Source organism: Phenylobacterium sp. LH3H17 (assembly GCF_024298925.1).
Classification (GTDB): domain Bacteria; phylum Pseudomonadota; class Alphaproteobacteria; order Caulobacterales; family Caulobacteraceae; genus Phenylobacterium.
This window is the reverse complement of record NZ_CP101283.1, coordinates 1793589-1809133: the sequence shown is the minus strand read 5'-3', so window position 1 is coordinate 1809133 and position 15545 is coordinate 1793589. Positions and strand designations below refer to the sequence as shown.

The 15545-nt window shown below is 69.3% G+C and carries 13 protein-coding genes; 5 read left to right on the top strand and 8 right to left on the bottom strand.

The window, feature by feature from the left end; translation table 11 throughout:
• The first annotated feature begins 55 nt into the window (after positions 1-55).
• The 3 genes from M9M90_RS08820 (at position 56) to M9M90_RS08810 (ending at position 2572) form a co-directional block, all read left to right on the top strand.
• Positions 56-1171: a DUF2336 domain-containing protein gene (locus tag M9M90_RS08820; protein ID WP_371876913.1), complete on the top strand. Its 1116-nt coding sequence runs from the start codon at positions 56-58 to the stop codon at positions 1169-1171.
• Positions 1172-1230: 59 nt separating this feature from the next.
• The gene (locus M9M90_RS08815) at positions 1231-2013 is read left to right on the top strand and encodes an NAD kinase (protein WP_254836788.1); all 783 of its coding nucleotides are present in this window, start codon (positions 1231-1233) and stop codon (positions 2011-2013) included.
• A 76-nt stretch (positions 2014-2089) separates the two neighbouring features.
• The gene (locus M9M90_RS08810) at positions 2090-2572 is read left to right on the top strand and encodes an Hpt domain-containing protein (RefSeq protein ID WP_254836787.1); all 483 of its coding nucleotides are present in this window, start codon (positions 2090-2092) and stop codon (positions 2570-2572) included.
• Positions 2573-2591: 19 nt separating this feature from the next.
• Here the strand turns inward: M9M90_RS08810 and M9M90_RS08805 are convergent, their stop codons facing one another.
• Together M9M90_RS08805 and M9M90_RS08800 are read right to left on the bottom strand one after the other, a co-directional pair.
• Positions 2592-3362, bottom strand: a complete 771-nt coding sequence (locus tag M9M90_RS08805; RefSeq protein ID WP_254836786.1) for an NUDIX hydrolase — start codon at positions 3360-3362, stop codon at positions 2592-2594.
• Positions 3363-3410: 48 nt separating this feature from the next.
• Positions 3411-4559, bottom strand: a complete 1149-nt coding sequence (locus tag M9M90_RS08800; protein ID WP_254836785.1) for a DUF2336 domain-containing protein — start codon at positions 4557-4559, stop codon at positions 3411-3413.
• Between the two features lie 165 nt (positions 4560-4724).
• Here M9M90_RS08800 and M9M90_RS08795 point away from each other — a divergent pair, with 165 nt between their 5' ends.
• Both M9M90_RS08795 and M9M90_RS08790 read left to right on the top strand, forming a co-directional pair.
• Positions 4725-6539, top strand: a complete 1815-nt coding sequence (locus M9M90_RS08795; RefSeq protein WP_254836784.1) for an ATP-binding protein — start codon at positions 4725-4727, stop codon at positions 6537-6539.
• A gap of 76 nt (positions 6540-6615) precedes the next feature.
• Complete coding sequence (locus M9M90_RS08790) at positions 6616-7812, top strand: CaiB/BaiF CoA-transferase family protein (protein ID WP_254836783.1); 1197 nt, start codon at positions 6616-6618, stop codon at positions 7810-7812.
• Here M9M90_RS08790 and M9M90_RS08785 read toward each other — a convergent pair.
• The 6 genes from M9M90_RS08785 to M9M90_RS08760 all read right to left on the bottom strand — a co-directional run bounded on the left by M9M90_RS08785 (position 7809) and on the right by M9M90_RS08760 (position 15522).
• On the bottom strand, positions 7809-8648 hold the full coding sequence (locus M9M90_RS08785) for a transglycosylase SLT domain-containing protein (protein WP_371876929.1): 840 nt from the start codon (positions 8646-8648) through the stop codon (positions 7809-7811). The genes M9M90_RS08790 and M9M90_RS08785 overlap by 4 nt on opposite strands.
• A 161-nt stretch (positions 8649-8809) precedes the next feature.
• Positions 8810-9979 (bottom strand): acyl-CoA dehydrogenase family protein, encoded by a 1170-nt coding sequence (locus tag M9M90_RS08780; protein WP_254836781.1) that lies wholly within the window; start codon positions 9977-9979, stop codon positions 8810-8812.
• Entirely contained in the window at positions 9976-11019 is a 1044-nt protein-coding gene (locus M9M90_RS08775) for an FAD-binding oxidoreductase (RefSeq protein WP_254836780.1), read from the bottom strand. The genes M9M90_RS08780 and M9M90_RS08775 overlap by 4 nt, the downstream gene beginning before the upstream one ends.
• A gap of 99 nt (positions 11020-11118) precedes the next feature.
• A complete protein-coding gene (locus tag M9M90_RS08770) occupies positions 11119-12246 on the bottom strand; it encodes a ferritin-like domain-containing protein (RefSeq protein ID WP_254836779.1) in 1128 nt (375 codons plus the stop codon).
• A 64-nt stretch (positions 12247-12310) separates the two neighbouring features.
• Entirely contained in the window at positions 12311-12907 is a 597-nt protein-coding gene (locus tag M9M90_RS08765) for a TetR-like C-terminal domain-containing protein (RefSeq protein WP_254836778.1), read from the bottom strand.
• Between the two features lie 185 nt (positions 12908-13092).
• On the bottom strand, positions 13093-15522 hold the full coding sequence (locus tag M9M90_RS08760; RefSeq protein ID WP_254836777.1) for an ATP-binding protein: 2430 nt from the start codon (positions 15520-15522) through the stop codon (positions 13093-13095).
• Positions 15523-15545 lie beyond the last annotated feature (23 nt).

The window sequence follows — 15545 nt, the reverse complement described above, 5'->3', positions numbered from 1 at the left end:
TCATTCAGCCTCAGCAGATTCGCCAGCTTGGGCGCCGGGAGTTCCGAGTTTGAGCGTGGCCGCGAAAGCCGACGAGATTCTAGGGCTCGCCAAGAGCAAGGCGCCCGCGGACCGTGAACGCCTGCTGCTGGCCATCGTCGATCTGTGCGACGCGGGAGAAGGCGCCCAGGCGGTGATGAAGGCGCCGCCGATCCAGGCCCTGCTCAATTCCATCTTCATGAGCCTGGTGGTCGAGGCCGAGCGCGACATCCGCGCCCGCCTTGCCGACAAGCTGGCCGGCGCCGACTGGGCGCCCGCGGCCTTGATCAACGTCCTGGCGCTGGACGACATCGAGATCGCCCGCCCGATCATCGCCGGCAGCCCGGTGCTCAAGGATCACGACCTGGTCCGGCTGCTGGTCGAGGCCACGATCGAGCATCAGATCGAGGTGGCGCGGCGGCCCAATCTGGGCCCGCCGGTGGTCGCCGCCATCCTGCAGCAACAGGAGCCGGCGGTGCTGACCGCCCTGGCCGGCAATTTCACCGCCCAGGTCAACGCCCACGACATGGGCCGGCTGGTCGCCGCCTCGGAGCGGATCGTCGCCCTACGCGCGCCCCTCTCGCATCACCCGGCCCTCACCGACGACCTGGCCCGGCAGCTCTATCTCTGGGTCGGTCAGTCCATGCGCCAGGGCCTGGTCGCGCGCTTCCGCCTGGACGGCGCGGCCCTGGACGCGGCGCTTGGGGCCGCGGTCCGCGAGGCCCACGGCGGCCTGGCGCCGGCGTCCGGCGAACTCGTGGTCCGTCGCGAGGGCGAACGCGAGGAGATGGAGGAACAGCTCCTGGCCAAGCTCAACACAGCCGGCCAGTTGCGTCCCGGCTACCTGCTGCGCGCCCTGCAGGAAGGCAAGCTGTCGCTGTTCGTCGGCGGCCTGGCGACCCTGGGCCGTTTCGACCCCGCCCAGGTGCGTCGGGCGCTCAACTCCGACCGGCCCGAACTGCTGGCCCTGGCCTGCGCCTCCGTCGACATCGACCGCAGCGTCTTCCCGACCATCCTGGAGCTGGTCCGCAAGCTGAACGGCGGACGGCCTGGCGGCGGGGACGAGGCCGCGCGCCGGGCCGGGGGCGCCTTCGGCCCCCTGGGCGCCGACATCGCCGGCGCCGCCTTCCGTCAGGCTGTCACGCCGCGGTGACGCGCCAGGTTTAAGAGCCTGGTTGACGGATTGGGCGATGCAGGAGCTTCTGACCGCCGATGTTCAAACCCGAGCCCTTCGTCACCCGCCTGCACTTCACCGCCAGCGACCGGCCCGAGGCCCAGGAGGCGCGCGAGACGCTGATCGCCCGCTATGGCCAGGCGTCGCTCGCCGAAGCCCAGGTGATCGTGGCGCTGGGCGGCGACGGCTTCATGCTGGAGACCCTGCACGAGAACCTGTCTGGCGGCCTGCCGATCTACGGCATGAACCGCGGTTCGGTCGGGTTCCTGATGAACGAGTACAGCGAAGACGCGCTTCTGGAGCGGATCAACGCCGCCGAGAGCGCCGTCATCCATCCCCTTCAGATGGTGGCCATCGACACCGACCGTCGCGAGCACCGGGCCGTGGCGATCAATGAGGTCAGCCTGCTGCGCCAGACCCGCCAGACCGCCAAGCTGCGCATCTCCATCGACGACAAGGTGCGGCTGGGGGAACTCTCCTGCGACGGCGCCCTGGTGGCCACCCCGGCCGGCTCGACCGCCTACAACCTCTCGGCCCACGGCCCGATCATCCCCCTCGACGCCCGCGTCCTGGCGCTGACGCCGATCAGCGCCTTTCGCCCCCGCCGCTGGCGCGGCGCGCTGCTGGGCCACACCGCGCGGGTCAAGTTCGAGATCATGGAAGCCGATAAGCGCCCGGTGAGCGCCGTGGCCGACAATTTCGAGGTACGCGATGTCCTGGAGGTCCATATCGCGGAGGATCGCGACGTGGCCTTGCATATGCTGTTCGACGCCGGGCGTAGCCTGGAGGAGCGAGTGCTGGCTGAGCAATTTTCCGTTTGAAATCAATTGGATTCACACTCCATTCGTTGTTAACGGATGAGCCGTAGTCTGTTGACGACTGTTTAGGAGGCGTCTCGTGAGCCAGCAGAATCCGGGCCAGGTCATTCCCGCCCCCACCAGCCTTCGACTCAAGGTTGGCGGCCGCTTCGGCGCAATCGATCCCAGCGCCATCGCCAAGGCGGAAGCCGCGCTCAAGAGCCTGTCGGGAAATTTCTCGCAGTGGCTCGCCGATGAAGTCGTGAAGCTGGACGCCGCCCGCCAGACCGTGCGCGCCCAGGGCGTCTCGCCCGAGACCATGGAAACGCTCTATCTCCGCGCCCACGACCTCAAGGGCCTGGGAACCACCTACGAGTTCCCGCTGATCACCCGGATCGGGGCTTCGCTCTGCCGGCTGATCGACGACAAGGACAAGCGCCTGACCGTCTCCATGCCCCTGGTCGACGCCCACATCGACGCGATCAAGGCCGCCGTTCGCGACGACATCAAGACCGACGAGCACCCCGTGGGGAAGATCCTCATCGAGGAACTGGAACGCAGGGTCATCGAGACCGGCGCCTGACGCGCCCGGCGCGACCGCCTTACATCACATTGGCGAGCGGCTCGGCCACATCGCCGTAGCCGGCGTCCGGCGGCAGGACCAGCACCTTGCCGCCCGGCCCGTCCTGAATTTGTGGCTCGACGGTGACCAGGGTGCGGCCGACCGCCCGGGCGATGCAGTCACTGGCGCTGCTGGCCTCGGCCAGCAGCTGGACGTTCATCCGGGTCGGAAAGATCACCTTGCGTTCCCCGGCCGCGGCCAAGCGCAGCACCTCCTTGGGCTCGATCCACTCGGCGTCGACGGTTTCGTGTCCGTCGCAGGCGGCGAGCTGGTCGTCCGGCGCATCCGCCACATAGAACCAGGTATCGAAACGCTTGGGGGTGAGCGGCGGGGTGATCCAGCGGGCAAAGACGGTCAAGGCGTTGAGGTCGAGACGAACCCCAAGATCCTTCACCACGTCCAGGAAGGCGGTCTCGCCCTTATCGACCGCGCGGCGGACTTCCATCGGACAAGCCTCGCCGCCGATGGGTTCGCCGTTCAGCCGTTCCCCGAACAGGATGCCGGCTTCCTCGAACACCTCGCGGATCGCGGCGATCCGCAGGCCCCGCTGCTCGGCGTCGAAGTCGTTCCAGCCCAGGACATGGTTCGCCCAGGCCGGGTCATGGTCACCCGCGTGGCTCTTGCCGCCCGGGAACACCAGGGCGCCGGACGCGAAGTCGATCTGGTGGTGGCGCTTGACCATCAGCACTTCGAAGGTCGGATCGTCGCGCAGCAGCAGGATGGTGGCGGCGGGCTTGATGTCCTGGGTCATGGCGCCAGCTTGAAAGCCTCGGCGCCCGCACGCAAGTCTGACCCTAGGTCAGGCGCTCTGTTCGGCGCGGAACGACTTGCGGGTCTCGATTGAGATCCGGTCCATCTTCTCCAGGAGGTAGTCGACATCCTCGCGCGAGGCGGCGGTCGGCTGGGTGAGGAACCGCTGCAGCATCTTCTCCTGGAAGCGCTCGCGGTCGCGGGCCCCGCCGTCGAACTCCATGGAGTGGAAGGTGTCCACGCCCGAGCGGAAGGCCGGATAGAGCCGCGCCGGCAAGCCGGCCCGCTCATAGATCGCCCGCAGGCCAAGCGGGCCGGCGTCATGGATCATCAACCAGGTGCGATGGTGCGGCACCCCCGCCAGCTCGGCCAGGCCCCATTCGAGGAAGGTCATGTGGCCGTGCGCCATGCCCCGCAGAAGCAGGGATGCCGAAAGGCGCTGGTTCTTGTTCAGGTGCGCGACGAAGGCCCTCACGTCGCTGGTGCGGCCGGCCTGGTCGACCAGGTCGATGGTCGCGCGCTCCTTGGCGCCCATGGCGATCTGCAGCGCCAGTTCCGGCGAGACGGCGTGGTGGTTCAGGAGGTGGTCGCGCACGGCGTCGCCGACCATGTCGATCAGCCGCTCGGTCACCGAGACCGGCAGGGCGTCGCGGTAGGCGACCGCGGCGAGAACCCGTTCGGACTGTTCGAAGCGCTCGATCACGCGCTGGAGGGTCGCCTCGGCGAAATCGGCGTTGTCGTTGGCGCAGGCCGCCTCGACCGCGCGCTCCACCCCATGCTCGGCGATGGCGGCGGTGACGACCTGCGACACCCGCGGGCGCTTGGCGATCACAACCTGGCGCACCGGCCCGCCCAGCCGGACGATCTCGGCCAGGTCCTCGTCGGTGAAGGCCGGCGAAGCGCCCAGGATCGGCAGGGCGACGCTCTCCACGTCGCGGGCCAGGGTCAGGGCCACGTCGCGCGGCACTACCGAGGAGTTCTTGAGGGTCACGGCCACGGCCCGGCGCACCAGTTCGGCGGCGTCGACGGCCATTACCCGCAGGATTTCGTGGGCCTGTGCGCGCTCCTCCTCGGAGAGCGTGGCGGTCTCGATGGAGCGGCACAGCCGGTGCGCGGCGACGGCGCGCTCGTCGGGCGTCGCGCCCTTAACGAGCGTGCGTATATCGTCGTCCGTCAGCGCCGCGCGCGTGGTCGCCATTTCTCCGCCTCACCCCAGCCCGGAACCGAAGGCTCCGAGGGCGATAATGGCTGGTTAGGCTTAATGATCGGTTGCCCTGGAAGGTGTGGATTAGCGGGCCTCGTAAACCCCTCGCAAACCCTGCGGCGACTAGACTTGCGGTTCGTCACCGAGGAGCTCGATTTGATGATTGACCAGACCGAGCGGACCCCCGAGCAAACCCGTGACCGCGGCGGGCTTTCGGTCACCCAGCAGGCGCTGGACGCCCAGACCGCGCTGCTCCCCTACGCCCTGGCCGTCTTTTCGGTCAGCCTGCCAGCCTATGTCTGGGCCGGATCTCACGCCGAGAACGCGGTCTGGATGAGCGGGACCTTCGCCATTTTCGCCGCGGCCTGGGGCGCCTTCTACGCCGTGGTGAACTGGCTGAAGCGGCCCGAGGCCCGAACCGACCTGGCCATGCGCGGGCGCATCCAGATCTTCAGCGGCCTGCTCTGGGCCGCCGCCGTCGCCCAGATGTCGGCCTTCGCCGACGGGGCAGGTCTGGCGCGAGAGCCCCTGCTGCTGATGTCCCTGGCCGCGGCGATCGTGGTCATCTTCTTCGCCGCCTCCTGGCTGCCCAGCCTGTTGATCCTGGGATCGGCCGCGGTGGCCGGTCCGCTGTTCTTCCTGTTCTCCAGGCCCGAGACGCGTGAACTCGCCAACATCGCCTGGGGCGCTGTGGCGCTGGCCCTGGCGCTCGCCCTCATCGTCAATCGCATCCTGCGCAGCCAGTTCGCCCTGGCCGTCGAGCGCGAAGTGCTGATCGCCGACCGCGCCGGAATGGTGGACGCCGCCAACAAGCTGGCCCGGTCCAAGTCCGACCTGGTGGCCACGCTCAGCCACGAGATCCGCAACGGCTTGACGGGGGTCGCCCACGTGCTCTCGGCGGCCGTCGGCCACAACGGGCGTTCGGCGCCCTCGCGCGAACAGCTCGCCGCGGCGCTGGACGCCGCCAACGACCTGATCTCGGTGCTGAACACCACGCTCGATTCCGAGACCGCCGAGGCCGGGCGGCTGTCGGTGGACACACGCCCCTTCGATCCGGTCGCCCTGATCCGCGACCTGGTGCTGCTCAACCGGCCCAACGCCTCGGCCAAGGCGCTGGAGATTAACCTGCACGTATCTCCCGAACTCGCCATGGCCGACCGCGGCGCGGCGATCGCCGACGTGCACCGGGCTCGCCAGATCCTCGCCAACCTGCTGGGCAACGCGCTCAAGTTCACTGTTCGCGGCCGGGTCGAGGCGCGGATAGAACTGGCAGGCTCCGGACGCCTGGCCATCGAGATCGCCGATACCGGTCCGGGCCTGGCCACCGACGAGCTGGATCGGGCCTTCGAACCCTTCCACCGCATCGAGCGGACAAGCGCCGGCACCTCCGGCGCGGGCCTGGGCCTGTCCCTCTCGCGCCAGCTCGCGCGGCTCATGGGCGGCGAACTCACCGGCCACAGCGCGGTCGGCGTGGGCTCGTGCTTCCGGCTCGAACTGCCCTATGACATCAACGCCCTGCCCGACCGTGACGGCCAGGCGGCCGAAGCCGCCGCCCCGATCGCCGTGGAGCGCCGCGCCCTGCGGGTGCTGATCGCCGAGGACGACGCGCTCAACGCCGCCATGCTGCGCGCCGTGATCGAGCAACTGGGCCATCAGGTGGTGCACGCCATCGATGGCCGCCGGGCCGTGGACCTCTCCAAAGTCTGTGAGTTCGACCTGCTGATGATCGACGGGCGCATGCCCAACATGGACGGGCCGGCCACCATCGCCGCCATCCGCGCCCTGGACGGCTCGATGCGCCGCGTGCCGATCGTCGCGGTGATCGGCGGCGACGCGACCGAGGCCATGGAATGCACCCAGGCAGGCGCCGACGCGGTGTTGCGCAAGCCGGTCAGCGTCGCGGCCGTGGCCCGCGCCGTCGCCGACGCCATCGCCGTGGAACGCGACGAACCGCAGATACGCGTCGTCGCCTAGGCTCGGACATGCCGCGCGCCCTTGAGGCGCCATCCCCCAGCGGTCACTATGGCCGAAAAGTTCGGGAGGGATGTGCGTGGTTCTCAAGGGTCTGAAGGTCGTCGAGTTCGCTTCCTATATCGCCGCGCCCGGCGCCGCCGGGGTCATGGCCGACTGGGGGGCGGAGGTGATCAAGGTCGAACGGCCGCAGGGCGACCCGATGCGCCACGTCTTCGCCGACGCCAAGAGCGAGATCTCGATCAACCCGACCTTCGACCTGGACAACCGGGGTAAGCGCGCGGTGGTCCTGGACATCTCCAAGCCGGAGGGCCGTGACGCCCTGGCCAGGCTGGCCGCCGAGGCCGATGTCTTCCTGACCAATGTGCGGCCCGCGTCGCTGAAGCGCGCGGGGCTGGACGATGTGACGCTGCGCGCGGCCAATCCGCGCCTGGTCTATGCGGTGGTCACCGGCTACGGCCTGGAGGGGCCGGACGCCCACCTGCCCGGCTTCGACGTCACCGCGTTCTGGTCGCGGGCCGGGGTGGCGCGGATGCATGCGCCCAAGGGCCAGGACCCGCACATCCTGCGCACCGGGGTCGGCGACCACATGACCTCGCTGGCCACCGTCTCGGCGATACTGGCCGCGCTCTACGAGCGTGAACGGACGGGCGAAGGCCGGCTGGTGCAGACCTCGCTGCTGGCCACCGGGGTCTATGCGGTGAGTTCCGACCTGGCGGTGCAGCTGGCCATGGGCAAGCTCGCCTCCAACCGCCCGCGTAGCGACCCCTTCGATCCCGTGGCCAATTTCTACAAGAGCCGCGACGAGCGCTGGTTCGTGCTCAATCCGCGCGGCGCGTCCAAGGACTTCGCCCTGATCACGGAGGCCTGCGGACGACCGGAGCTGGCCACGGACGAGCGCTTCGTCTCGGGCAAGCTGCGGCGGGTCAACAACCGGGCCCTGGTCGCCGAGTTCGACGCGGCCTTCGGGGCCCTGGACTTCGAGGAGATCGCCAGGCGGCTCAACGCGGCCGACCTGGTCTGGGCGCCAGTCCAGACCCCGGCCGAGGTCGCCGCCGACCCGCAGGTCCAGGCCGCCGGGGCCATCGTCGAGGTGGAGGACGGACACGGCGGAACCTTCCGCTCGCCCGCCGCGCCCGCCCGCTTCCCGGGCGCCGACTCCGATCGGCGTCCCGCCTCGCCGCGCCTTGGCCAGCACACCCACGAAGTCCTCGCCGAGCTCGGCTATTCCGCCGCGCAGATCGAGGCGATGGTGGCGGCCGGAGCGGCGGTCTAGCTCGCCTTGTCGCGGGCCTCGGCCAGGACGCGGAGCATCTCGCTGGAGAACATGGAGCCGCCCAGCCGCGAGCTGACGCTGGCGGCGGCGTCGTCGCGGGTTTGGGAGCCGCGCAGGATGATCTCGACCAAGGCGTCCTGGTCGCGCTGGGCCGCGCCCTGGCGCGCCGAGGCGTATTGGATGAAGCCGCCCTGCGGCTCCGGCGTGGCGGGCCTGTCGGCGGTCGCCCGGGCCGAGCCCCCGGTCTTGGTCAGGTTGGCGTAGACCTCGGCCACGGTGGCGGCGCGGCCGTCGCGGTAGAAGATCGAGCGGTTGGCGCCCGCCGCGTCGGGGAAGATGCTGGCGGCGCTGGCGCCTGGCCGGGTGCGCATGGCCTCGATCAGCCGCGCCGAGCCTTGCGGGCCCAGGAAGTGAGCGGCGTAGAGTTCGCCCGCCGTCGGGGTGCGGCCGGTGCGGCCCTTGAGGTAGGAGGCGTGGTCCGAGGTGAGTTCGCCCGCCATCAGCGAGGCCGCGTGCGGGTCCATCCGCAGGTCCATCACCGCCTTGCGCGCCTCGGCGCCGTTGACCCGGTAGCGGCCGTCCGAGCCCTTCTGGATCAGCTCGGCGTAGCGTGCGTAGCCGTATTTGGCGCCGTGCTGCTTGAGGGTGGAGAGCCAGGTCTGCTCCACGAACTGGAACAGGCCGGCGGCCGAGGAGGTCGACGCCTTGGCCTTTGGATTGTAGCCGCTCTCACGGGCGGCCGTGCCCATGAGAAAGCTGAAATCCACGCCCGTCGCATTCGACGCGCGCTGGATCGCGGCTTCGACGACGCCCCGGATTCCATGGATGGCCATGATCCCTGGTTTGCGCCGACATGGTTAACGGCGCGCTAACCAAGACGCGACCGGAGCGCGCACCATTCCGACGTGAAAGCGTCACCATTCGGCTTGCCAACGAAGGCTTCGGCCGGGCCCCCTGAAGTCCGCCCACTGTTTCCTCGACTGACGGCGCCGGATCCCTAATAGCTCTTGGGCAGGCCCAGCACCCGCTCGGCGATGTAGTTCAGCACCATCTCGCGGCTGATCGGCGCGATGCGGGCGATCATGGCCTCGCGGAAGTAGCGCTCGACGTCGAACTCCTTGGCGTAGCCCATGCCGCCATGAGCCAGGACCGCGGCCTCGCAGGCGTTGAACCCCGCCTCCCCGCCCAGATACTTGGCCGCGTTGGCCTCGGCCCCGCAGTCGCGGCCGGCGTCGTGGAGGGCCGCGGCCTTGAAGGCCATCAGGTTGGCGGCCTCCAGTTCCACCCAGGCCTTGGCCAGGGGATGGGCGACGCCCTGGTTCTGGCCGATCGGCCGGCCGAAAACGATCCGCTCCTTGGCGTAGGTCGCCGCGCGCGCCAGGGCCGCGCGGCCCAGGCCCACGGCCTCGGCGCCGAACAGCACCCGCTCGGGGTTCAGCCCCTCCAGCAGGTAGTAGAATCCCCTGCCCTCCTCGCCGATCAGGCTGTCGGCGGGGATCTCCAGGTTGTCGATGAAGACCTGGTTCGATTCGACCGCCCTGCGGCCCATCTTGGGGATCGGCTTGGCCTCGATCTTGGTGCGGTCGAAGTCGATATAGAACAGGCTGAGCCCCTGGGTCGACTTTGTCACCTGGTCGCGCGGAGTGGTGCGCGCGATGATCAGCATCTTGTTGGCGCGCTGGGCCGAGGTCGTCCAGGTCTTGCGGCCCTGCAGGACGTAGCCGTCGTTGGTCCGGGTGGCCTTGGTGGTCAGGCTGGTGGTGTCGAGGCCGGCGTCGGGTTCGGTGATGCCGATGCACATCTTGTCTTCGCCGGCGATCAGCCGTGGGATGTGGCGGCGCTTCTGCTCGTCGCTGCCGAACTTCACGATGGGCATGGGGCCGAAGATGTTGAGGTGCAGGGCGCTGGCGCCGGAGAACCCGGCCCCGGACTGGGCGACCGCCTGCATCATCACCGCCGCCTCGGTAAGGCCCAGGCCCGAGCCTCCCAGTTCGATCGGCATGGCCGCGCCCAGCCAGCCGGCCTCGACCATGGCCGCGACGAAGGCCTCGGGGAACTCACCGGTCTCGTCGGTCCGGCGCCAGTAGTCGGCGTCGAACCGGGCGCACAGGCGCGCGACGCTCTCGCCGATGGCCTCCTGCTCCTGCGTCAGCCAGAATCCGGTCATTTCGCCTCCCCAGACACGCTGAACCGCGCGGGGTCCAGCCGCTGGGCATAGGGCGCGGCTTCCCCTTCCGTCACGCAAGCCGCGATGATCCGGCCCACCAGGGGCGCCAGCAGCCAGCCGTTGCGCCGCGCGCCCACCGCCAGCAGGACCCCATGATGGCGGCCGCGCCCGACCATGGGCAAGCCATCGGCGGTGGCCGCGCGCACGCCCGCGGCGGCGCTGAACGCCGCCCCCGAGACCTGCGGGAACAGCCGCGCCCCGGCCGCCAGCAGGGGCGAGACCTCCGCCGGATCGACCTCGCGGTCGCCGCACCCGGGCTGCATGGTGGCCCCAATGGTCATGGCGCCAGGGGCGGCGGTGACATAGGCGCCCTCGCCGCGCACCACGATCCCGTCATAGGCGCAGGCCTGGCTGCGCAGGATGTGGCCCTTGATCGGACTGAGCGCCGAAATCTCGGGCGCGACCACGGCCAGGTCACGGGCGGCGCCGGTGGCGATCACCAGCCACGTTCCGCCCTCGAAGCCGCGGGCCGCTTCCCTGCGAAACACCACCCCCGCCGCCTCGCAGGCCGCGCGCAGGGCGGTCAGGGCGACGCCCGCCTCGATCCGCCAGTCTTCGCGGATCAGCACACCGCGGCCCCAGGCCGGGGCGAGGCCCGGCGCGAGGTCTTCCAGCGCCTGGCGGGGAAGATCGGTGGGATGCAGGCCCAGCGAGCGCAGCCCCGCCTCGGTGCGGGCCAGGAAGTCGGCCTCGCCCACCGCCACGGCGCCGGCCCGGTCGACCACGATGCCGATCCGCGCCTCCAGGGCCGGCCACAGGTTCCGAGCGGCCAACATCAGGTCGAACTGCGGCGCGGCGGCGGGGTCCAGCACGCTTTCGAAGGCCGGCGCCAACATGCCGGCGGCCACGCCCGAGGCGTTGTCCAGAGGGTCCGCCGGATCGAACACCGTCACCTCGGCCCCAGAGTCGGCCAGGGCGAGGGCCGTGGTCAGCCCCAGGGCTCCGGCGCCCGCCACCGTGATCTTCACCCGCTTGGCCATGCGCCTAACCAGCCGTCTTCGAGCGCGAAATCAAGCTCGCAACGAAAGGCGCCCGCCGTTCGCACGGCGGGCGCCAGGTCGTCAGAGCGCAGGCAGCGCCTATTCCGCGGCGATGGAAATCGCGCGGCCGCGGTCCTTGAAGTTGATCTCCTGGAGGTACTTGATCCCCTCCTCGGCGATGTCGTCGCCGACCATCTTGTCGCCCTCGGCCTTGAGTTCCTCCATGTCGACATAGGTCGCGTAGAAGGAACGGGTCCGATCGGTGATCAGGCCGGCGTTGAGCAGGGTCTTGATGAGCACCCGGAAGATATTGGTCTGGCTCTTCAGCCGCTCGCGACGGCGATCGTCGTTCTGGATCAGGACGACCAACTCGGCGCGGACCCGGTCGGGATCGAGCCCGAAGTCGGCGTAGACGCCGGCCTGCTGGTTGGGCGAGCCCATGTTGAACAGCAGCGACTGGAAGCAGTGCGCGGCCCAGTCCTCGACCATCTCGCGCTCGTCCTGGGTCATCCTGGGGATGGTGCGGTCCGCCCAGATCTTCCCGAACTTGTGGTGGAAGGCCTCGTCGGTCATCACCAGCTGGAACAGCTTCTTGGCCAGCGGGTCGCGGTTGAACTGGAAGCCCGCGGCGAAAGCCCCCATGGCCAGGCCTTCCACCAGCATCTGCATACCGATGATCTTCTTATAGACTTCCGGCGCCTCGATGATGTCGACCAGGAGCTGCTTCAGCACCGCGCCACATGGCCGCGGCCGGCCCCAGCGGGCCTTGATATACTTGGCGAAGGCCGTGACGTGTCGGGCTTCCTCGCGAGTCTGATTGGCGGCGTACTCCTGGGCCCCCTGATCCTTCAGCACATGGCAGAGGCTGGCCGACAGGTTCAGAGCGCCCTGCTCGCCATGCAGGATCGAGGAGAAGTTCCACAGCGCCATCTCGTTGATGAACTTGGCCTTCTGGCCGGTCTTCTCGAGGTGGTCCAAGACATAGGGCACGCCCAGCGACATGATCTGGTCGTCGGGCAGCAGGGCCTCGTTCTCCATGTCCCAGGGGGCGGTGAAGTCGATGTACTTCGGGTCAAGAGGATCCCAGAAGTGATCGTGCGTGGCCGAGATGATCTTGTCGAACGCCGTCGAGCGAGCGTTGTAGCGATCGAGTTCCAGCATGGACTCGAAGTCGTTCGGAGCCACCGCGTCATACATGACGTCTTTGGTGATGTTGCCGTCGGCCATTCTTTTCCTCCCGGTACAGCAACCTGGAGGAGATTCCGGTGAACGACGTTTGGATAGCGCGCCGTCAGTCCCGCCGGAACAGCACTTCCAGGCCCTGGATGACGTCTTCCATCAGCGGGGTCTGAGCCCCCTCCCCGCCCGCGAGCGTCATCGAGGCCGCACCATGACCGCAGGCCCAGACCGCCAGGGCGACCTTGTACACCTGCTCCTCGGTGCGGTCCTGCTGGCTGGCGGCGTGGCCGATGACCTGTTTCAGCACCTCGAAGGCGCGGTCGCGGGCGGCGCTGACCTCGGGCTCGGCCAGGATCTGCGGATCGAACATCAGGCCGTAGACCCCGGGCTGGCTGCGCGCGAAGCCGAAATAGGCGAGCGCCGAGGCGCGGATCGGCGTGCCCTCCGGCGAGGTCGCCGCATGGCTGAGCGCCGCCTCCAGCTCGCCGAAGCCCTCGGCCGCCAGGCCCGCCAGCAGCGCGTTCTTGCTGGCGTAGTGGTGATAGACCGACCCCGCCGCGATACCGGCCCGCGCCGCCAGGGCCCGAAGGTTCAGCTTGGCGATCCCGCCCTCACGCAGCAGGGTCCGCGCCTCGTCCAGCAGCTGGATGCGCAGGTTGCCCACATGATAGCCGCGCCGGCGGCCGGAATCGGCGTCAGCCCAGGGCATCAGGCGATCTCCCGGCTCGGGCGGGGTTGGGGCTCATGGTCCAGGCTCCGGCCAATGACATGACGCATTGTCCCCCGCGTTGCGTGCCAATGTCGAGACCCGCCCGCGTCAGAGTTACCGCCGATTACCTAGAACCGCGCGCCAGGCTGCCCTCGCAACCTGCCGGTCCAGTTCCGGCTGGACACCTAGGCCGCCTCCGCCGCATCCCGGGCTTCCAGCACCGCCTGCAGGGCGTCGAATAGCCGCCCGACCTCGATGGGTTTGGCGACGAAGCCGTCCATGCCGGCCGCGGCGTACTCGGCCACCTGGTGGGCCATGGCGTTGGCGGTGAGCGCGATGATCGGCGTCCGTGGGCGGTCCCCGGCCGCCTCGCGGCCGCGGATGATCCCCGTGGCGGTCGGACCGTCCATCTCGGGCATCTGGACGTCCATCAGGATGGCGTCCCAGGGCTCACGGTTCCAGGCCTCCACGGCCTCAGCCCCGTTGTTGACGATGACCGGATCTATGCCGACCTGTTGCAGCAGGGTCTTCAGCACCAGCTGGTTGACCGCGTTGTCCTCGGCCGCCAGCACCCGGAGCGGCCGGGTCGCCATCTCGCCGTTCCCGGGTCCGCTCTCGGCGGGTGACGGCGGCGGAGCGGGCAGCGGCACGCTGTCGCCGATCCTCGCCAGCGGCAGGCTGACCACGAAGGTGGTGCCCGCGCCCGGGGCGCTGGAAGCGTCGACGACCCCGCCCATCAGGCTGGCGAGTTCACGGCAGATGGCCAGGCCCAGGCCCGTGCCGCCATAACGGCGGGTGGTCGAAGCGTCGGCCTGCTCGAACTTCTGGAACAGGGTGGCGAGGCGCTCGGCCGGGATGCCGATCCCGGTGTCGGCCACGGTCAGTCGGAGGGCCTCGTCAACGCGGTCCACAGTGACGCGCACCTCGCCCGTCTCTGTGAACTTGAGCGCGTTGGAGACCAGGTTGTAGAGGATCTGCCGCACGCGAGTGGAGTCCCCGCGATAGACTCCCTGAGCGGCGGTGGCGATCGCCAGGTCGAAGGCCAGCCCCTTCTTGCTCGCGATGGCGCTGAAAGCCGCATGCGCCCCGCGGGCCAGCTCGGCGACGTCGAACAGCGCCTCCTCCAGCTCGAGCTTGCCTGCCTCGATCTTCGACAGGTCCAGCACATCGTTCAGAATGGCCAGCAAGGTCTCGCCAGACTGGCGGATCACGTCCAGCCGGTCGCGCTGACGCGCGGTCAGGCCATCCATGGCCATGGCCTGGGCCATGCCCAGCACCCCGTTCAGCGGCGTGCGGATTTCGTGGCTCATGGTGGCGAGGAAGGTGGACTTGGCGCGATTGGCGGTCTCGGCGTCCTCCTTGGCCTGCAGGAGCGCCCGCTCGGCGGCCTTGCGTTCGGTGATGTTCTGAAGCGCGCCGATCAGCCGGTGCGGCTGGCCCCTCTCGTCAAGGATCAGCCGGCAGGCGCCTTGCACCCAGACCTCCTTGGCGTCGTTGCGCGCGACCCGGTACTCCGGGCGATAAGGGACACCCTCATTCAGGTGTCGGTCCCAATCCTGCATGACCTTGGCGCGGTCGCGCGGGTCTATGGTGCCGAAGATGTCGGCATGAAGCTCCTTGTAGGTCTTCGGTTCGGAAAAGAAGGTGTCTTCGCTTCCCGTCTTGATCAATTCGCGACGGGCCCAATCGACCTCGTAGACATGCAGCTCGGCGATCTCCATGGCCAGGGTAAGCCGCTCCTCGGAGCGCCTGGTCTCGTCCAGGGCCTCGACCATGTTGGTGATGTCCAGGCTGACCGCCACCATGCCGCCGACCTCGCCGCGCGCATTCCACCAGGGCGCGAGTTCGATCTGGGTCCAGACGGCGCGGCCGTCGGCCGCGGCGCCTGGAAAACGCTCGTGGCGTACGGTTTCGCCGGCAAGACAGCGCGCGTAGCTGTCGCGGTGGCCTTCGGCCCAGGGCGACACCTCATAGAGCGAGCGTCCGATCACCTGACTGACCTCGTAGCCGATCCGTCGGGCCCAAGCAGGGTTGCAGCAGATCACCCTCAGATCATGGTCGGTCAGCACTACCGTCCCGGGCAAGGCGCCGAAGATCGCCCCCATGGTCGCTGACAGCTCGGCGTTCTCGCGCTGAGCAGCCTCGCGCGCCCGGGTCGCCTGGGCGCGGTCCCACTCGTCGGCGACGAAGTCCGCGAGATCGGCCAGGCGGTTGGCCAAGCTTTGGTTGAAGGCCCGCGGCTCCAAGCCGGTGACGCCCACGACACCGGCGCAGGACCCGTCCGCCAGCAGGATCGGCGCGCCGGCGCAGAACCGGACATACGGCGGACCGGCCACCGCGGGTGAGTGACTGAAGCGTGGGTCGAGCCGGGCGTCGGAGACCCAGAGCAGCTCCCCGCTCTCCAGTATGATGTCGATGGCCGGGGGCCGGCTCTCGACAGTCTTCCCTTGCGAGTCGCGATTGCTCCAGAATGCGTCGCCGTTGACCAGGACGATGCGGGCATCCACGGCGCCGAACAGGGTCTTGGCCAGGCGCGTGGCACGATCACAGACCGCCTGGGATATCTCCAGGCCGAACGGACGCACGTCTGGAGTCGCCGCCCCCTCGCCCGACATCCGAACTCCCCATGTTCTTGTTT